Origin of the sequence: Carboxydocella sp. ULO1 (assembly GCF_002049255.1) — a bacterium.
Classification (GTDB): Bacteria; Bacillota.
Genome location: NZ_BDLQ01000010.1, coordinates 12,194 through 30,708, shown reverse-complemented (window position 1 = coordinate 30,708; position 18,515 = coordinate 12,194). Strand labels below are relative to the sequence as shown.

The following is an 18,515-nucleotide window of genomic DNA, read 5'->3' as shown; positions in this document are numbered from 1 at the left end:
CCTCTACCCCCAATCAATTAATTAATCTACTTTTATTAAAACAGCATCACCTTGAGCAGCACCGGAACAGATAGCGGCAATACCGTAGCCGCCACCACGCCGTCTCAGTTCATAAATTAGAGTCATAATTATCCTTGCTCCGGAGGCGCCTATGGGATGACCTAAGGCTACTGCTCCTCCGTTTACATTAACTAATTCAGGATTCCAGTTTGCAATTTTCTGGCTAACCAAGGGAACTGCCGCAAATGCTTCATTGATTTCCAATAGGTTTATATCAGATATTTTAAGATTATTTTTTTGCAGTAATTTATTAACAGCGTGTCCCGGGGCAGTGGCAATGTACTGGGCTTCTAGAGCAACAAAAGCGTGCCCGATTATTTTAGCCAGAGGTTGAACACCCAGTTCTTTGGCTTTGTCGGAACTCATCAACACCATAGCTCCAGCACCATCATTAACACCTGGAGCATTGCCGGCTGTAACAGTACCGTTTTTGTCAAAAACGGGCGGTAATTTTGCCAGTTGTTCAAGAGAGGTATCTCGCCTTGGCCCTTCATCTGTAATTATTACTTTGGGATCACCTTTTTTTTGCGGAATAGTAACGGGAATAATCTCTTGTGCCATTATCCCGGAATCAATAGCTTTAATTGCCAGATTATGACTTCGAAGCGCCCATTCATCCTGTTCAGCCCGGCTGATACCATATTCTGCAGCTACAACACTTCCGTGTACTGCCATATGCCGGTTATGGAAAGCACACCATAAACCATCATGTACCATTAGATCTATTAATTCATCATGACCCATGCGATAACCCCAGCGGGCTTTTTTAAGGAAATAGGGGGCATTGGACATACTTTCCATGCCACCAGCAACGATAATGCTGGCGTCACCGCTGCGAATTTGTTGATCTGCCATAGTAACAGCCCTTAAACCACTGGCACAGACTTTATTGATAGTTTCTGATGGGGTTTCCCAGGGTAATCCAGCTTTGTTCGTTGCCTGTCTACTGGGGATTTGACCAGCTCCCCCCTGTAAAACCATGCCCATGATTACATTATCAATATGATCGGCTGGGATACCAGCCCGTTTTATTGCCTCAGCAATGGCAATTCCACCCAAGTCTGTAGCAGACAGGGGGGCAAGCCCGCCACCAAGCTTACCAAAAGGGGTTCGGGCTGCACTAACTATTACTGTTTCTGCCAATTCACTCACCTCCTAGTTGTTTTCATTAAGCTCCAACAATTCAGGATTAGCTGCTTGCACCCGGATTCTTCCAGCTTTTATCAGCTCACTAACAAGGACAGCAACTAAAACAGTCGACATTTCAAAATGTTCAGCTATTTCTGTAACTGTATGGGGGGCTTTCGAAATTAGCCACTCTATTGCTTTTTTGGCCGATTCTCTCTGACCGTCGGTTAGTTCCTCGATGTTTGTACTGGATGGTGGTATATAATTGGATTTGGTTTTGCGGGATGACAGAATGCTCCAGGTAAGCTGGGATAAGCTTTTATATGCTGCCATCTTACCGCCTCCTTACAGCTTAAACCTTCTCAATAATCATGGCAATACCTTGACCACCGCCAATACACAGTGTAGCTAAACCATATTTTGTATTGCGACGCAGTAATTCGTATACTAATGTAACCAGTATTCTAGCCCCCGACGCCCCTATAGGATGACCTAAAGCAATAGCTCCCCCGTTTACATTGGTAAGATTGGGATTCAATTCCAATTCCTTCATTACTGCTAAAGCCTGAGCGGCAAAAGCTTCATTGGCTTCAGCGAGCCCAATATCCTGAATGCTTAGACCTGCTTTCTTTAAGGCTTTAAGTGTGGCAGGAACCGGACCAATTCCCATAATAGCAGGATCTACACCAGCTGATGCATAGGAACGAATCATTGCTAGTGGTTTGAAACCTAATGCCTGCGCTTTTTCCGCTGACATTAAAACGAATGCTGCTGCTCCATCATTTATTCCAGAAGCATTACCAGCAGTCACAGTACCATCTTTCTTGAAAGCTGGTTTTAAGTTAGCCAGAGCTTCCGGAGTGGTATTGGGACGAGGGTGTTCATCTTGACTGAAAATAATCGGTTCGCCCTTTTTTTGTGGGATGTTAACGGGAACAATTTCAGCCTGGAATTTGCCGGCTTGAATGGCAGCAGCAGCTTTCTGCTGGCTTTGCAAAGCAAAGCTGTCCTGTTCTTCTCTGGTGATTCCATACTTTGCCGCAATATTTTCGGCTGTAATGCCCATATGGACATCGGTAAATGCACACCACAAGCCATCTTTGATCATGCTATCTACTACCTGGCTGTTCCCCATTCGCACACCATTTCTAATATTAGGCAAAAGATATGGAGCGCTGCTCATATTCTCCATGCCGCCAGCGATTACGATTTCGTTATCTCCTGTCATAATGCTTTGGGCAGCTAAGGCAACGGCTTTTAAACCTGAGCCACAGACCTTGTTGATGGTAATTGCCGGAGTTTCCAGCGGTAAGCCAGCCGAAATCGTTGCCTGGCGCGCAGGATTTTGACCCAGGCCAGCTTGCAGAACATTACCCATAATAACTTCATCTACTTGTGAAAACTCGAGATTAATTCTTCTAATGGCTTCAGCTATTACAGTTGCTCCTAGCTGTACGGCCGGAATTCCGGCTAAACTGCCTCCAAAAGTGCCAATCGGAGTACGTACAGCGCTTACAATGGCTACTTCTTTCATTTCCCTACCCCCCAATGTATTTAATTTAAACTTTCCCATAATAACTCAGCTAAATCTTTTGTCTTGATGGTTTCATTTACATTTTTCATTTTGGTACCATCTTCTAACATTGTTAAACAGAAGGGACAAGCGGTTACAATGGTATTGGCTCCAGTCGTTAAAGCCTGTTCTGTTCTTTCCAAGTTAATTCTTTTACCAATATGTTCTTCAAGCCACATCCTGCCGCCGCCGGCACCGCAACAAAAGCCCTTTTCCCTGTTACGTTCCATTTCCAATACGGCTAGACCGGTGATAGTATCAAGGATAGCTCTAGGCTCTGTATAGATATCGTTGTAACGCCCAAGATAGCAGGAGTCATGGTAGGTACATTGTAAATCCAATTTTTTCTGAGGTTTGAGTCTTCCTTCTTTGAGCAATTGAGCCAAAAATTCTGAATGGTGGTAAACTTGATAATTTCCGCCAAAATGGGGGTATTCATTTTTAATCGTGTTATAACAGTGGGGACAAGAAGTTATGATTTTCCTTACTCCATAACCATTCATAGTCTCAATATTTTCTTGAGCCAGGTTTTGAAAGAGATACTCATTGCCAAGACGTCGGGCTGAATCACCGCAACATTTTTCTTCGGTCCCTAAAATACCAAAAGATACGCCAGCCTTTTGCAATAATTTAACTACTGCTATGGCAACCTTTTTATTTCGGTTATCAAAAGCACCACTACAACCTGGCCAGTATAGATATTCCACCTCACTATCTTCAACCAGAAGAGGAACACTTAATTCCTGAGCCCAATCAGCCCGGGATTTCCAGCCGATGTTCCAGGGATTGCCATTATTTTCCATGCTCCTAAAGGCCAGCTGGGCTTCTGAAGGGAAATTGCTCTCCATCATTACCAAATTTCGGCGCAAGTCAACGATTTTGGGTACATGCTCAACAAAAACAGGACACTGTTCTTCACAGGAACGGCAAGTGGTGCAAGACCAAACTACATCTTCTTCGATAACCTCAGGGACCAGTGCCAGTCCACCAATCTCTTCATTAGTTTGTCTGAATTTTTCTACCCTCTCATAAAGGTGATTTTTTAGGTCCTGAGTGAATTTCTTCGGAGAAAGGGGTTTTTGGGTTAAATGGGCAGGACAGTTATCCTGACAGCGGCCACAGCGAATACAGGCATCTCCGTCCATTAACTGTTTCCAGGTAAATTGCTGGATTTCGGCAATGCCAAATTGTTCAATATTTTCATCTTCCAGGTTCAATGGTACAAGAGCCTGTGCTGCTTTATCTTTAGCCAGATACTGATTAAGTGAGCCAGTAATGATATGAAACAACTTGGAGTGCGGAATATAGGCGATAAAACCAAAGGTTAGTAACAAATGTATCCACCAGATTACTTGATGCAAATTTCTCTGGGCTGTTTCAGCCATTTGAGAAAAAGACTTTGCAAGCATGAATCCAACTGGCGTCCATCCAGCCCAAGGATCTTTAGTGAAACTGATACGAAGTCCTTCTAATATAAAACCGGTGACAATAATACCAAGTATTAACAGTAAGGTAACACCATCATCTGGGTTTGAGTCCAACCTTGGAGGTCTAATTACATACCTTCTCCATAAAGCCATGAGCAAGCCAACGATGGCACCGGCACCAAAGATATCCAGTAAGAAGGATAAGACAAGATAATATGAGCCACGATAAATCGGAATTTTAAAATCTTCTTCTAACATGACAGATAAGGTACCGATCGCAAAAACCACAAATCCCCAGAAAATCAGCCAGTGCATTATACCAGGATATTTATCCCTTAATAGGCGCAAGTGACCAAAACTATTGGATAAAAAACGTTTCCAGCTGGTATGCTCACTTTGCCATCTCTTTTCAGGCTGCCCAACCTGCCAAACTTTGTATCTTTCGTAAATTCCTTTAGCAAAGACAATTAATGTTAATACCAAGAGGGACCACATAACGATATATTGTTCATGATACATGCCAAGTTGTCTGCTTGGAACCACGTAGAACGCCCTCCTTTCCAGAAAATATACCCCCTATCTTTCGGCTGGCCTTCTTTCTCTTTTTTATTCTGCCAGAGCTTTTTTGAATTCTTCGGTTAATACTGGCACAACTTCGAAAAGATCGGCTACAATACCATAGTCGGCAACTTTAAAAATCTCTGCTTCAGGATCTTTATTAATGGCTACAATATATTTGGAACTGCTCATCCCGGCCAGATGCTGAATTGCACCGGAAATACCGCAGGCTATATAGAGGGTAGGTGATACTACCTTACCTGTTTGCCCTACCTGATACTGGGGCTCGCGCCAACCTTCATCAACTGCAGCGCGGGAAGCACCAACAGCAGCACCGAGCACATCAGCCAGTTCCTCCAGAATCTTGAAATTTTCTGCTGATTTCATACCACGTCCACCGGACACCACAATATCTGCTTCGGTGAGCTCGACGCGTCCTGATGCTTTTCTGACTACATCTTTAACTATTTGCCTTAAACTGCTGGCATCTAGCTCACTGGCATAACGCACAATTGCTGGCTGTTTGCCGGGCTGAGGTGTAGCAGCTTCAAAAGCTTTGGGCCGAATGGTAACAATCATGGTTCTATTAGATGTAAAACTAACATGGGCAAAAGCCTTGCCTGCATAAATAGGCCGCTTAAAGCGTAATCCATTATCATATTCGATAGCAATTACATCGGAAGCTTGACCGGCATTTAATTTTTGAGCCACCGCTGGAGCCAAATCCTTACCAACAGCATTATTAGGGAACAGAACTATAGATGGATTTTCTGTTGAAATCAGTTTAACCAGGGCGTTTGCAAATCCGTCGGTGGTATAGTTGGCTAAGAGAGGGTCATCAATCACAAAAACTTTATCTGCTCCTGCTTCCCCTAAAACGGTAGCGTATTCTTCAACGTTTTGCCCCATTAAAACAGCCTGTAATTCTTCACCTAGGTGGTCAGCCAGTTTACGGCCTTCACCCAGCATTTCAAAAATTACTTTTCTAAATTTACCTTCTTTTTGGTCGGCAAAAATCAGTACTCCTGCCATTACCTTACCCTCCCCGTTATATCACTTTTGCTTCAGTTCTTAATAATTTAACGAGTTCTACTGCAGCTTCCCTGGGATCGCCACCAATAATTTTTCCGGCTTGCCGTGGAGCTGGCAAAGAAAATTCTTCAACTTTTACTCTGGCGCCACTGGCGCCCACTTCGTCAGGGGATACGCCGATATCTTGCAAAGTCAATACCTGCAAAGGCTTTTTCTTGGCTTGCATAATTCCCTTCATGGAAGGATACCTTGGTTCAGCCAGGCCTTGTTGCGCGGTAAAGAGGGCTGGCAAAGGTACTTCGATGATTTCAACACCGTCATCGATTTCTCTGGTTACTACGGCTTTTTTATCTTCTATTTCTATCTTGGTAACAATAGTAACCTGCGGTATATCTAAAAGCTGTGCAACTCTTGGTCCAACTTGAGCGGAACCATCATCTACAGCCTGAAATCCGGCCAGTACTAGATCATACTCCATGGTTTGTAATGCCTTTGCTAAAGCAAGAGCGTAAGTATACTCATCTCCATTTTCCAGGGCGGGATCATTAATCAGCACACCCCGGTCAGCTCCCATTGCCAGGCATTGTCTGATTGCACTTTCGACTCGATCAGGACCAGCGGATAAGATAATTACCTCTCCTTCACCCAAACGCTCTTTAATTCTTAGTGCTTCCTCAACAGCAAACTCACAGTATGGGTTAACAACATAATTGACGCCAGTACTATCGATTTTACCATTTGCATCTAGAGAGATTCTTGTTTCTGTGTCAAAAGTCTGTTTCATCAATACAACGATTTTCAATGGTAATACCTCCCTCTTGGTTTATTACACCTGATTATTAAGCAAAAGACATGCCACAAAAGTCTAAAAAGAGTGAAATGTCAAAATTTTGTCCCGAAATGCATTATTTGAAGATGAATGGTAACAGTTTGAGTTTAAACTGGATTTTTATAATATGGCGAAGATGTAAACAATGGTGACATTAGCTGACAATATAAAAAGGCATATCCCTTATTAGAATTGGGATATGCCTTGCGTCAATAGTTCTATACAGTTGAATAACGCTTTAGATTAAGCCATGTTTTTGTAACTTTTTATAAAGACCAGGCCGGCTTAAACCTAGTAGTTCAGCGGCTTTAGCTTTGTTCCCTGTACATTTAATCAATGCTTGTTGGATTAATTCCTTTTCAAAATCATCCACGATTTCTGTCAACGATCGTTGACCAATTTGGCTGAAATAATTATTTGAGGTAATGGCAGTATTCGTGTTAGCTAAAATATACTTGGGCAAATGTTTAGTTTTTATAATATTACCATCTACTATATTATAAGCATATTCCAGTGTATTCTTTAGCTCCCTGATATTACCTGGCCAATCGTAGTTCAAAAAAATGTGTTTTACCTTGTTATCGATTCCATTTATGGATACGTTAAATTTTTCATTAAACTCAGTAATGAAACTAGTTGTAAGTGGTAGAATATCCTCTTTTCGCTCCCGTAATGGAGGAATATAAATACTTACGACATTCAGGCGATAAAAGAGATCATCACGAAATTTACCTTCCTTGACCATTATTTCTAAATTGGCGTTAGTTGCTGCTATTATTCTTACATCAAGCTTAATGCTGCTCTCGCTCCCGATGGGAATGATCTCTTTTTCCTGAATTACCCGCAATAATTTAGCCTGAGTCGAAAAACTCAAATCACCAATCTCATCTAGAAAGATTGTACCTTTATGGGCTTGGGCGAATTTGCCAACAGCTCCTCCTTTTTTGGCCCCGGTGAAAGCACCTTCACTATATCCAAATAACTCGGCTTCCAACAAATGTTCAGGTATAGCTGCACAGTTAATCTTAACTAAAGAATTAAAGCGACGGTAACTAAAATGATGGATCAAATTAGCTACCAGTTCCTTTCCTGTACCTGACTCTCCTCTGATTAAAACAGTGGAACCTTTTGTCGCAATCTGAGTAATTAGGTGATTTATTTCTTTAATCGCCGGACTGGTACCAATTAATTGCTTCATTTTAGGTGCCTCCTCTGCAATAACTTTATTTTTTCGACACTGAGCAGGAAAATGGCTATTTTGCTCGAATAGTCAATTGTTGTAGGAAGGAGGTTAAACCAAAATGTATGAAGGTGTCAGTATCAAGGGAACCAAAAATGGTCTTGTAATATTAATAGATGAAAACCTGGATAAAAAAATATTACTGAAAGATATCGAACGAAAAATGCAACAAGCTCGGGGATTTTTTAAAGGAGCTACTTTTGCTGTAGCGACTAGATCTGGTAGTGTGATTGATGATGGAATTAAAGAAGATATTGAAAAAATTTGTCTTAATCATGGCTTGATTCCGCAATCCGAATCGCAGGTTATCTGGCATAATTTCTCCCAAAGGACTTTAGCTGCACAAGCAACTGATATAAAGAATGAAACTGGTGTTGAATACATTAAAGGTACTTTGCGCTCTGGATGTCGTGTTGAAAGCAACGGAGACATCGTTTTGATCGGGGATGTAAATCCTAATGCTGAATTAGTTTCTGCCGGCAATATATGTGTTTTTGGTACAATCAAAGGAATTGTCCATGCTGGTGCAACCGGTAATGCCAATGCCACGATCATGGCCTATTCCTTTCGACCTCAGCAAATTAGAATCGGTTCAGTTTTCAGTCGCAACCCTGAACAGGATTTACCTGGCCAGACTGGTAATGAAACATTAATCCCTGAAATCGCATATATATACAATAATACCATTTTAATTGAAAAGTATAAAGACTACAGCGCCCGCAGAAAATAATGCTGAAAGGGGTGCTGTAGTATGCCGAATAAAAAAAATAAATTCAGAAACAAAATTGATTTTGGCAGGGAAGAATTTTCTACAGAGTTGTACAAGCGCACAGGGATTCCTCGGCCCAGGGAAGCCAGGTTTATTCCTGCTGGGGTTCGCAAAGATCTGAAAATAAAAATGCGGCATAAAATTAATTAGGCTGTCTCTTCTGAGACAGCCTTGAATTTTTAACCTGCTGAATTTGCGGTTTCCAGTTGCTCAAATTGTTCTCGATTAGCCAGTATCTTTATTTTATTGATATACTGGTCTTCTGTGCCTTGCAAACTACAATGTTCATTTTTAAGCAGCCGTACGTATTCAATTATTTCTCTAGTAATTCTCTCCCCCGGGCAAATAATGGGGATACCCGGCGGGTAAGCCATGATCATTTCGGCCGCTATCTCGCCTTCTGCCTCATCCAGCTCTACATGGTAAGTCGGGCTATGGAAAGCAGTCTGAGGGGAGACAACAAATTCTGGTGTTTTCGGCAAATTTAAACCAAACTTGGTTACTTTTTGAACTGGTCTACTCTTAACCAGATCTGTCATTGCTTCAATTAACATATTAATGGTTTCATCAGTATCGCCAACTGAGACCAAGAAGAGTACATTGTACAAATCGGCCAGTTCTACTTGAATCCGATATTTATGGCGCAAAATATGTTCTACTTCAAACCCTGAGAGTCCAAGGGCCCGGACATTGACAGCGACTTTAGTAGGGTCCCAGCCATAACAACCTGGATTGCCCAGCATTTCTTCCCCGATCAATGTTAGGCCAGGTAGTTTGGACAGCTCAGTTCGCAAGTGGTTTGCCAGCAAAAGGGTTTTGTCCAACAACTGTTTGCCATATAAAGCCATTTGTTTCCTGGCCACATCAATTGATGCCAGGAGAATATAGCTGGGGCTGGTCGTCTGAGTCAAGTTTAAAACTGCTTTAACGCGTTTATTGTCGATCAACCCTTCTCGTACTAGCAACAATGAGCTTTGGGTTAAGCTACCCGCCATTTTATGGGTTGAGGCTGCACTCATATCTGCTCCCAATGACATGGCAGAAGGAGGCAACTCGGGATGGAAAGGAAGATGAGCTCCATGAGCTTCATCTACTAGAACAGGAATATCATAACTATGAGCAATTTCTATAATTTCGGCCAGATTAGAGGTAAAACCATAGTAAGTGGGGTTTACCAGAAAAACAGCTTTTGCGTCGGGATGAAGGGCCAAAGCTTCACGGATTTTTTCCGGGGTCACACCCAGGGCAATCCCATGTTCCTTGCTGATTTCCGGTTGAACATAAATTGGTTGGGCCCCGGAAAGGATTAAACCTCCAATTGCTGATTTATGAGCATTTCTTGGTAAAATAATTTTATCTCCAGGCTGGCAGACGGTCATTATCATGGCTTGGATGCCAGAGGTAGTGCCATTTACAAGAAAGTGGGCATAATCAGCACCATAAGCTTCTGCCGCCAGGGTTTCAGCTTCTTTAATAGTATCAAGAGGATTGCATATATTATCAGTGCCTTCAAAGCACGTTAAATCAATTTTCATTACATTAGGACCAACATATTCGGTAAACTCTTTTAGACCTCTACCCTGTTTATGACCAGGTACATGAAATGGGATGGTGCCTTCGTTGACATATTGTTGAACTGCTGTAAAAATGGGTGTACGATGTTGAGTCAAAGCCATGTTGTTCACTCCCTTCTTTACAATGAATATATTACAACATATTGCGAGTAAAATTGCAACCCCTAAAATAAAAAAATGCGGTAAAAACTCACCGCATTTTTTTTACTTCGGTCAGAATCTCAGACCAGGAATTTTTCCTTAGAATTTGCAGGTTGTCCGGAAAATGGCCTTGATTATAAGGGGCATTATACAAAAAGACTTTAATACCTCTAGAGGCTATGGCCATGGCATTATCCAATGAGTCATCGATGAATACTTTTAATTGCAACTCCTGACAATAATCAGCCTTACACTGAAAATCTGTCATGATTAACTGATCGTATTCTACCTGGTGTTCTTTCAACCATTTTGTAGTTAAATGCTGGTATTGACTGGGACGGGCTGTAACTAAATAAATTTTGTGTCCCCAGATTTTGAGCTTTTTAACAGCTGACACAGAGTTGGGTATAGGAGACAGATTTGACAGAAGGATTTCCTGATTAGTGCGAAAAAAGCGATCCATTTCTTCCCAGGTTACATTATATACTTTTTCAAATCTGTATGTATATAGTTCTTCATACTTTTTGTTTTGGCCAAAATATTTGTTCATGACATTTAACCACTGGGTAACAGAATCTGCGAGGACACCATCAATATCAATGCCAATATTCATGGAGCCACCTCAGCAATAAATTCATTTATAATTTTCCCTAACTGCTTGTATTCAATTAAAAAAGCATCATGACCATGCGGACTGGTTATTTCGCGATAGTATGCCGGCCTGTAATATTTGACCATGTTTTTTACTATCTCTTGTTGTTGATAAGTGGGAAATAAAATGTCTGTATCGATTCCAATCACAAGAGTTTTAGCCTTAATGTCGGCAAATATTTCTTCATATTTGCCTCGGTTAAAGGAGATATCATGGTAATCCATTGCTTTGGTCAGATAAAGATAGGAATTAGCATCAAAACGCTGTACCAACGCCTGGCCGTGATAATGTAAATAGGTCTCCACTTCAAATTTCTGGTCAAAACTGTAATAGCCATTGGGTGGTAATGGAGCTGATTTGCGGCCAAAACGCAGATTCATAGATAAATCACTTCTATAAGTAATGGTTCCAAGCATCCTGGCAATCGCCAGACCATTAACAGGTCCTTTGCCGGGATAATAATTGCCCTGTCTCCACTCTGGATCTGACATTATTGCTTGTCTGCCTACCTCATTAAAAGCAATTGCCTGTGGATAAAGACGGGCAGGTGCTGCTATACAAATCAGGTTTTCTACCATATCCGGGTAGAGCAAGGCCCATTCTAAAGCTTGCATTCCGCCAAGAGAGCCGCCGATTACCAGTCTGATTTTCTCAATTCCCAGATGTTTAATAACTTGAAAATGGGCTCTGACCATATCTCGTATGGTAATTACGGGGAACCGCATTGCATAGGGTGTTCCATCATCAGGATGTGGTGATGCGGGCCCGGTACTACCATAACAGCTACCTAAGATATTCAAACAGATTATAAAAAAGCGATTCGTATCCAGTACTTTGCCAGGGCCAATTAGCGGATCCCACCAACCAGGCATTTTTTCCTGAGGAGAGTGATAACCGGCTGCATGGGCACTGCCGGTCAGGGCATGGCAAACAATGACAACATTATCCTTGTCCCTTGACAGTGTTCCATATGTTTCATATACTATATCAACTAACGGCAAATTTGCCCCTGATTCCAGTCGAAAATTGCTAAAACTATATTTTTGCGGTATCACCAGCACCATTTATCCCTCCCCTACCCAAATATATCAAAATAGTAGCATGTTAAAAAAGTAATGTCAACGAGAGAGGAGGTTATAGAGTGAGTTTAGGATATTTTGATATTACATTAAGAATGGTAGTAGCTTTGATTGCTGGAGCAATCCTTGGTTATGAACGAACCAAAGCCGGGAAGCCGGCTGGCATCAGGACTCATGCCCTGGTTTGTATTAGCTCAGCCATGTTGACTATTATTTCTGCATATGGATTGGCTGAAGAGTTTCAAGGTCGCAACACAGACCCACTGCGCTTAGCAGCACAAATTGTATCCGGTATTGGCTTTTTAGGTGCTGGGGTAATATGGAAACAGGGTTTTGGTGAAATCAGGGGATTAACTACAGCTACAAATATTTGGGCTGCAGCAGGTCTAGGAATAGCTGCTGGACTTGGACAATATTATTTAATTTTTATCACCATCGTCTTACTTAGGATTGCCTTAAAAATTGCCTATATCTTACAAAAGCTTGGGATTATTAAATATGAAGATAACAACAATAAGGAGCGTTCCCAGAAAGATGATTCCGGGGTTTAAATACTTTTAAGCTGCCAGATTGCTGAGCTAGCCAGAACGACACAATCTTCGGTGGGAAGATAGTACGGAAAATTGCTGGAAAAAAGGATATTGGCATTGGCAGGGAACTCTTCGTCTCCCTGCCAGTATATATATGCTAAATATAGCTCAGGGAAAGGGTTTAAAATAATTGATATATCCCCAAAGGTACCTTCTTCGCCGTTTAGCTTTTCTTTAAGTTTAATTAATTTGGATGGTTCATCATTTATTAGCTTCAGTAAAGGAAAGATAGTGCGTTTTTGAAAGGGTATATTATATATTTCACCATCAGGCAATTCCTTGAAACTTAACCATTGCCCATCCCAGGGCATGCTACTTTTACTGCCAAGATAATGGCAGACAAGGATTTTGCTTACAGTATCTATTTCAGGCTGAAAGTTTCCATTAGCAAGGTCAACTGTAATATTTTTGTCCCATAGTCTTGTCTCGAGTTTTTTTGCGTTATGAAATGCAGCTTTTAAATTTTCAAAAGCAAGAGTAAAAGTTTGGTCTATATTTGCATAGCTCATTTCAGGCTCCTCCTACTTAACGATTAGGACTGGACGTTTACAGATATGAGCTACGCGGTCTGAAACACTTCCCAGAAGTATTCCCTTTATTTCTCCCAAACCTCTGCTTCCAATTACAACCAGGTCAAAATTTTCTGTAGCTGCTACCTGGGCAATAACTTCAGCGGGATTGCCTACCTTGTTTACATATTCTGTCTTTATTTCTGTATCTTCAAAAACACCGGCAACACTCTTAAAAGCTTGCTCCTTTTTTTCATTGATAATCTCTTCAATTAAAGTGGGTTCTATAATTGATTCCATCATATAACTATGAGGCATTAATTCTTTGGGTAAATCTGAAACGTGTAAAAAAGTAACTGATACATTTTTGAAATCCTTAAAAAAATTCTTTACCCATAGTGCGGCTTTCTGAGCATGTTCTGAACCATCAATAGGGATTAGTATTTTTTTCATTAAAATTCTCCTCTCTCAAATGTTTTTTATAGATTTCATAGGTTTTCCAGGCAATATTTTTCCAGCTATAATTCTGAAGAACATTAGATTTGGCATTCTCCCCACATCGAGCGGCAAAGTCAGGGTTGTTTAAAAAAGTTCGTAGCTGGGCTATTAAATCTTCAACATTACCTGGAACAAACAATAAGCCATTAACTCCATGATCTATTATTTCGCTAAGACCTCCTGTTTTTCCTGCTATCACTGGCTTGCCGCTAGCCATGGCTTCTAAAGCCACTATTCCGAAAGGCTCATAGAGACTGGGGAAACAAACTATATCTGCTCTGTCTAATAGAAAGTCACGGGTCTGATTATCTAAAAACCCAAGGAAAATGATTTTTCCACTGGCCTTTGAATTGCCGGCTTTACTTTTTAGAGTTTCCTCATAATAGCCTTTACCTCCGATCAAAAGATAATAGTCAGGATATTCAGCTTGAATTTGTGCAAAAGCATCTATTAAGGTTTGAACTCCTTTTTCCGGGACCAAGCGACCGAAGAAAAGGATGAATTTTTTCGGCACTGACCTTTGCTCTCTATTCAAACCTACGGTCATAACTTCAATACCATTTGGAATGACATTAATTTTCGCCTCGTTTCCAAACAGGGTAGTAATTTCCTGTTTCATGTAATTACTGCAGGCAATAACCTCGGAAGCATTTTTTACCAGAGAGGCTTCCTGATGATGAATTAATGCCTGAACCTCATTATAAATACCTCCCTGCCTGCCATGTTCGGTAGCATGAATAGTAGCAATCAAACGACCTACTTGTCTTTCCTGGAGGGTAATTCCAGTTAAGCCTACAAGCCAGTCATGAGCGTGTATTATAACCTGGCTAGTATTGAATAAAAAATTGTTTATAATATATTTAGTGAATTCAAGGTTTAGCAATAAAATCCAGTTGATAAAATCCTGGCCCTCATATGAAGGTAAGGCAATACGATGAATGATGACATTGCCATTTTTTTCTATTGTATTTTTGCTTCCGCGAGTGATGACGTGCACATCCAAAAAATCCTGTAAATATTTTGATAAATAAAAGACATGAGTAGCAAGTCCGCCGACAGTCATAGGAGGAAACTCCCAGGCCAATAATAATACTGTGGGACGGGAAATTACAAATTTAGAACCTTGCCAAAGATTTATCAAGCTAATACCAGGCAAAAACGATAAGATTTCTTTTTGATCGGTAGTTAAAGATTTATTTTCAAGTAATGAATGAATGTCATTTTTGTAGGTATTGTAACGGTAATGGGCATAATCTTTGGCGGAATTATAGTAAACCATGAAAGGCCAATCACTTGCCTGTAATAACAATATAAGTCTAAGTAAAAGTTCTTTCTCATCTGAGGAAAGATAGTCTATTTGTCTTTCTACTATATGGCTGATACTAATCAAATCTTGATACATCCACTCATTTTTTTCATTTACCCAAACATCAAAATACCCTTTTTCACCCCAGGAACAGGAACAGACTTTATCTGTGACTTCAATTTTTTCAACAAAATTACTATGATATGCTTCCGGGGCTGTAAAATCGATAGATTCTGAAAGGGATAGAATCTTAGCTAACCATTCAGGGCCTTCAAACCACCAATGGCCAAAGAGTTCGGCGTCATAAACACAAACAATATTATCTTTGGGATATTGGTTTAGAAAGTTTATAAACTCTAAAGCTTGTTGATTTGTAATAGCCAAAGCTCTATCGTATTTATAAATCTCTTTCCTTGGGTTGTTTTTATCTGTGATACTAAAATACTTAAAACCAGTAAATCGGTGGAATTCCCATGGTCTTAGATATTCGCGAATTTGTTCTAATGGCATATCCCAGCCTATGTCCCGATAATACTCCCTATAAAAAGGGTGACCGGGGTATCCACATTCTCTGCTCCAAACCCGTTCTGCCGTAGCCATGTCTCGTAGAAAAATATTGACTTTACCTTTACGGAAAATTGAACTTGCAGGATTATTAGCAGCATGTTCAGAAATAAAAATGTTCTCAATCCCGTTATCTTCCAAAATTGGCAATAATTCTTCGCTTACTGCACATTCTGGTAACCAGAAGGACTTTGGGTCAAAACTAAACACCCGAGAAAATAATTCTTTTGCTGCTTTTATTTGAAGATTAATCCACTGGTTTGATGGTAGTAAAGGCAGGATGGGATGAGAGGCTGCAGAGGTTAGGAGTTCAATTCTACCATTGTGTTTCAGATACAGGAGAGCTTGAACAATATCCCTGTCAATTTTTTGCCAGAAATTATATCTGTTTTGCCAGAACTCCAGATAAAACGCACTAACATTATCATAATCAGTACCTTTATTTCTCTTGTATTCTTGTTCAGCTATGTAAATTTGCTTTAGTAAATAATCGTTAAATTCGTTTTTAAAATAATCACTTAGCCACATGGATAACAAAGGTGGACTTACGGAGTAGGAAACTTTTCCCCTATTTACCCATTGTAAAATTTCAATTAACCGCAAATGGCATTCCGCAGTAATTTCAAAAACCCAGGTTTTTTCATAATTTTTATTGTGAAAATGTAAAACCCAGGGTAAATGACCATGTAAAACAAAAAAAGCTTTCTTCAATTTCCATCACCTACCATTCTACTTATCCAGCCTCCACTCGAAAAATAAATTTTATCATCTGTTAATTTACTATCAATTTTTGAGCTTATCGATAACAGCCTTTTATTGTTATAATAATACTCAATCTTCAGTTCCTCGGAGTTTTTATAATTAAAAAAAAAGAGGCCGGTTGGATTATGTAAACTTTTTTCCAGGAGTAAGTTGTCTGTTGTAGTTGAAATTTTGAGCCTTATCTCCTGCAGGGTAAAATCAATATTGTAAAATAATTTCCACATTGAGAGAGTCCAATTAGGCAGGTAGTAATAGAAAAAGCCTTTCTCAGGATTAATTTTTCCTAAGCGAATTTGCATCAACACTCACCTCCACTAATACTCAATACCGCGACGGGAGGGTATCCCCTGTCGAAAAGGATGTTTTATTTCGATTAACTCGTATACCTCAACAGAAACATCCAGTATTTCTTGCGGGAATACCCGTCCAGTCAAAATAATAATTAAATGAGCTGGCCAAGTTGAAATCTCAGTTAAAAAACTGGTTGTATCTAAAAAATTATATTTCAATACATATGCAAATTCGTCTAGTATTAGAATATCCGTTTTGTTATCATTAGCTATTTTTTTTGTGAAACTCCAAGCCTTATAAACAAACCCAGGTTCTTGTCGATTAATTCTGAAACACTTTCCGCAGCTTTTACAGTGACCTTCTCCGCTACGTATTAAGTTGCTTTGTGAACAGCCATATCCAAAAGAATAAAAATACAAATTATCCAGTTTGCTTCCTAAATTTTGCTCAGCAGCATAATTGCTGCCTTTTAAAAATTGAACAATTTTTATTGTCTTTTGATTAACATATGGCAGGACATAGCCTAATGCACCAGTTGTTTTCCCTTTGCCTGTTCCAGTAAAAATAATTATTCTGGGTTTTGTTTTCACTTTACCCTTCTCCTCTGCCAATTTAAACAGCTGGATAAAAAGTTATAGGCAATATCAGGCTGGCCACCCCAGTGAATATGTAGATAAGAAGCAAAAATATTGTTTTGAGCATAGCCATCCAGGACTGCAGTGGAATGCCGATTGGGTTTATGGAGGGAGGCTGCCCAGGGATATTGTTTATCCAAGGGAATTAGTTCAGAATAATGGAATTGATGTCCCTTGACTAATGTATTAACTGGACCAATAATACTATCATTAAGGGTTATACCCTGATAATATCCCAAAGCTACTAGTCTCTCTTGCATTACAACACTAGCAGGAATAATATTCACCATGGCCAGGTACATATAACCGCCGCACTCAGCGTAAATAGGCATTCCAGCCTGATGATGAGCGATTAAAGATGCAATATAATTCCTATTTTCTTTTAATAATTCGATAAAGAGTTCTGGAAATCCTCCTCCGATAATTAAACCATCAATATTTTCTGGTAAATGTTCATCATGTAACGGGCTGGTTTTTACCAGCTTTACTCCCCATTTGGTCAACAAATCCAGGGCATCCTGATAATAAAAATTAAAAGCTTCATCGAAAGCATACGCAATGATTAAATCGGAAAAATCGATACCGGCCTCGGGAAATTTGAGCACTTCTTCATTACATTTCCCAAAAACACTAAAAAGAGTTTCCCAATCCAGATGTTTTCGCAAATATTCTCCTACCTTTGCGGTCCTTGCAAGATAATCCTGATTTTCTACAGCAGGAACCAAACCTAAATGGCGTTCATTTAGCTGGAATTCCCTTTTTTTCCCGATACTTCCGATAACTTTAATCCTGGTTTCAGCTTCAATTAACTCTTTCATTTGTTGAAAATGCTGTTCCGAATTTACCTGGTTTAATATTATTCCTGCAATATTTAATTCAGGATCGTAGCTGCTAAGACCTTTTAACAGTGGGATAATTGTATGGGCCAATCCTCGACATGGCCAAACGAGCAGGACCGGAATGGATAATATTCTGGCAATATGAGCTGTTGAACCAAAATCGCTGTAGCTCATGCCGTCAAAAAGCCCCATCACACCTTCAATTATACTAAAATCTGCACCACGGGAATTATGAAAAAAAGAAGCCTTAACCGCTTCTTCGTTCATTAAAAACAAATCAAGATTACGACAGGGTCGGCCAGTTATTAAAGAATGGTAACTGGGATCAATATAGTCTGGGCCAACTTTAAAAGATTGTACCTGATACCCCTGTTGTACAAGGGCATGAAGGAGACCGGCAACCAAAGTAGTTTTTCCACTTCCACTATATGGTGCTCCGATCATCAATGCCCTAACCAT

18 protein-coding genes are annotated in these 18,515 nt (G+C 40.2%); 2 read left to right on the top strand and 16 right to left on the bottom strand.

Annotated features, from left to right (window positions below; translation table 11 throughout):
- Positions 1–21: 21 nt before the first annotated feature.
- From ULO1_RS02575 to ULO1_RS02545, 7 genes are all read right to left on the bottom strand, one after another.
- On the bottom strand, positions 22–1,203 hold the full coding sequence (locus ULO1_RS02575) for an acetyl-CoA C-acetyltransferase (RefSeq protein ID WP_079906889.1): 1,182 nt from the start codon (positions 1,201–1,203) through the stop codon (positions 22–24).
- 12 nt (positions 1,204–1,215) lie between these two features.
- Positions 1,216–1,521 carry a DUF742 domain-containing protein gene (locus ULO1_RS02570; RefSeq protein ID WP_078664451.1) on the bottom strand — a complete coding sequence of 102 codons (306 nt, stop codon included), beginning with the start codon at positions 1,519–1,521 and terminating at the stop codon, positions 1,216–1,218.
- 19 nt (positions 1,522–1,540) lie between these two features.
- On the bottom strand, positions 1,541–2,722 hold the full coding sequence (locus ULO1_RS02565) for an acetyl-CoA C-acetyltransferase (protein WP_079932929.1): 1,182 nt from the start codon (positions 2,720–2,722) through the stop codon (positions 1,541–1,543).
- Positions 2,723–2,742: 20 nt separating this feature from the next.
- Positions 2,743–4,707, bottom strand: coding sequence for a heterodisulfide reductase-related iron-sulfur binding cluster (locus ULO1_RS02560; RefSeq protein WP_079932928.1), 1,965 nt, complete (start codon positions 4,705–4,707; stop codon positions 2,743–2,745).
- 87 nt (positions 4,708–4,794) lie between these two features.
- A complete protein-coding gene (locus ULO1_RS02555) occupies positions 4,795–5,778 on the bottom strand; it encodes an electron transfer flavoprotein subunit alpha/FixB family protein (protein ID WP_078664448.1) in 984 nt (327 codons plus the stop codon).
- Positions 5,779–5,794: 16 nt separating this feature from the next.
- Positions 5,795–6,580: an electron transfer flavoprotein subunit beta/FixA family protein gene (locus ULO1_RS02550; protein ID WP_078664447.1), complete on the bottom strand. Its 786-nt coding sequence runs from the start codon at positions 6,578–6,580 to the stop codon at positions 5,795–5,797.
- A 265-nt stretch (positions 6,581–6,845) separates the two neighbouring features.
- Entirely contained in the window at positions 6,846–7,805 is a 960-nt protein-coding gene (locus tag ULO1_RS02545; RefSeq protein WP_078664446.1) for a sigma-54-dependent Fis family transcriptional regulator, read from the bottom strand.
- Positions 7,806–7,908: 103 nt separating this feature from the next.
- On the opposite strand from ULO1_RS02545, the gene minC reads away from it, so the two are divergent.
- Entirely contained in the window at positions 7,909–8,577 is a 669-nt protein-coding gene (minC, locus tag ULO1_RS02540) for a septum site-determining protein MinC (RefSeq protein WP_078664445.1), read from the top strand.
- A 218-nt stretch (positions 8,578–8,795) separates the two neighbouring features.
- On the opposite strand, the gene ULO1_RS02535 is transcribed toward minC, so the two are convergent.
- The 3 genes from ULO1_RS02535 to ULO1_RS02525 all read right to left on the bottom strand — a co-directional run bounded on the left by ULO1_RS02535 (position 8,796) and on the right by ULO1_RS02525 (position 12,047).
- Positions 8,796–10,292: an aminotransferase class I/II-fold pyridoxal phosphate-dependent enzyme gene (locus ULO1_RS02535; protein ID WP_078664444.1), complete on the bottom strand. Its 1,497-nt coding sequence runs from the start codon at positions 10,290–10,292 to the stop codon at positions 8,796–8,798.
- 88 nt (positions 10,293–10,380) lie between these two features.
- The gene (locus ULO1_RS02530) at positions 10,381–10,944 is read right to left on the bottom strand and encodes a hypothetical protein (protein WP_079932927.1); all 564 of its coding nucleotides are present in this window, start codon (positions 10,942–10,944) and stop codon (positions 10,381–10,383) included.
- Positions 10,941–12,047, bottom strand: a complete 1,107-nt coding sequence (locus ULO1_RS02525; RefSeq protein ID WP_079932926.1) for a homoserine O-acetyltransferase — start codon at positions 12,045–12,047, stop codon at positions 10,941–10,943. Before ULO1_RS02525 ends, ULO1_RS02530 begins: the two co-directional genes overlap by 4 nt.
- Positions 12,048–12,124: 77 nt before the next feature.
- Between ULO1_RS02525 and ULO1_RS02520 the strand changes: the two genes are divergently transcribed.
- Positions 12,125–12,613: an MgtC/SapB family protein gene (locus ULO1_RS02520; protein ID WP_200803451.1), complete on the top strand. Its 489-nt coding sequence runs from the start codon at positions 12,125–12,127 to the stop codon at positions 12,611–12,613.
- Here ULO1_RS02520 and ULO1_RS02515 read toward each other — a convergent pair.
- The 6 genes from ULO1_RS02515 to ULO1_RS02490 are packed head-to-tail and all read right to left on the bottom strand — an operon-like array spanning position 12,610 to position 18,515.
- Positions 12,610–13,161 carry a DUF3786 domain-containing protein gene (locus ULO1_RS02515; protein ID WP_078664441.1) on the bottom strand — a complete coding sequence of 184 codons (552 nt, stop codon included), beginning with the start codon at positions 13,159–13,161 and terminating at the stop codon, positions 12,610–12,612. The two genes, ULO1_RS02520 and ULO1_RS02515, sit on opposite strands and share 4 nt — an antisense overlap.
- Positions 13,162–13,173: 12 nt before the next feature.
- Positions 13,174–13,614: a universal stress protein gene (locus tag ULO1_RS02510; RefSeq protein WP_078664440.1), complete on the bottom strand. Its 441-nt coding sequence runs from the start codon at positions 13,612–13,614 to the stop codon at positions 13,174–13,176.
- Positions 13,589–16,240 carry a 1,4-alpha-glucan branching protein domain-containing protein gene (locus tag ULO1_RS02505; protein WP_078664439.1) on the bottom strand — a complete coding sequence of 884 codons (2,652 nt, stop codon included), beginning with the start codon at positions 16,238–16,240 and terminating at the stop codon, positions 13,589–13,591. Before ULO1_RS02505 ends, ULO1_RS02510 begins: the two co-directional genes overlap by 26 nt.
- A complete protein-coding gene (locus ULO1_RS02500) occupies positions 16,237–16,590 on the bottom strand; it encodes a hypothetical protein (RefSeq protein WP_079932925.1) in 354 nt (117 codons plus the stop codon). The genes ULO1_RS02505 and ULO1_RS02500 overlap by 4 nt, the downstream gene beginning before the upstream one ends.
- A gap of 15 nt (positions 16,591–16,605) precedes the next feature.
- Entirely contained in the window at positions 16,606–17,172 is a 567-nt protein-coding gene (locus ULO1_RS02495) for a cob(I)yrinic acid a,c-diamide adenosyltransferase (RefSeq protein WP_159071873.1), read from the bottom strand.
- Positions 17,169–18,515, bottom strand: coding sequence for a cobyrinate a,c-diamide synthase (locus ULO1_RS02490; protein ID WP_079906880.1), 1,347 nt, complete (start codon positions 18,513–18,515; stop codon positions 17,169–17,171). Before ULO1_RS02490 ends, ULO1_RS02495 begins: the two co-directional genes overlap by 4 nt.

Bases quoted from the DNA above. Each gene is read 5' to 3' on its own strand.
- ULO1_RS02570 (WP_078664451.1), bottom strand. From the start codon at position 1,521: ATGGCAGCATATAAAAGCTTATCCCAGCTTACCTGGAGCATTCTGTCA.
- ULO1_RS02555 (WP_078664448.1), bottom strand. From the start codon at position 5,778: ATGGCAGGAGTACTGATTTTTGCCGACCAAAAAGAAGGTAAATTTAGA.
- ULO1_RS02565 (WP_079932929.1), bottom strand. From the start codon at position 2,722: ATGAAAGAAGTAGCCATTGTAAGCGCTGTACGTACTCCGATTGGCACT.
- ULO1_RS02500 (WP_079932925.1), bottom strand. From the start codon at position 16,590: ATGCAAATTCGCTTAGGAAAAATTAATCCTGAGAAAGGCTTTTTCTAT.
- ULO1_RS02560 (WP_079932928.1), bottom strand. From the start codon at position 4,707: ATGTATCATGAACAATATATCGTTATGTGGTCCCTCTTGGTATTAACA.
- ULO1_RS02535 (WP_078664444.1), bottom strand. From the start codon at position 10,292: ATGGCTTTGACTCAACATCGTACACCCATTTTTACAGCAGTTCAACAA.
- ULO1_RS02530 (WP_079932927.1), bottom strand. From the start codon at position 10,944: ATGAATATTGGCATTGATATTGATGGTGTCCTCGCAGATTCTGTTACC.
- ULO1_RS02490 (WP_079906880.1), bottom strand. From the start codon at position 18,515: ATGGTTAGGGCATTGATGATCGGAGCACCATATAGTGGAAGTGGAAAA.
- ULO1_RS02510 (WP_078664440.1), bottom strand. From the start codon at position 13,614: ATGAAAAAAATACTAATCCCTATTGATGGTTCAGAACATGCTCAGAAA.
- ULO1_RS02515 (WP_078664441.1), bottom strand. From the start codon at position 13,161: ATGAGCTATGCAAATATAGACCAAACTTTTACTCTTGCTTTTGAAAAT.
- ULO1_RS02525 (WP_079932926.1), bottom strand. From the start codon at position 12,047: ATGGTGCTGGTGATACCGCAAAAATATAGTTTTAGCAATTTTCGACTG.
- ULO1_RS02545 (WP_078664446.1), bottom strand. From the start codon at position 7,805: ATGAAGCAATTAATTGGTACCAGTCCGGCGATTAAAGAAATAAATCAC.
- minC (WP_078664445.1), top strand. From the start codon at position 7,909: ATGTATGAAGGTGTCAGTATCAAGGGAACCAAAAATGGTCTTGTAATA.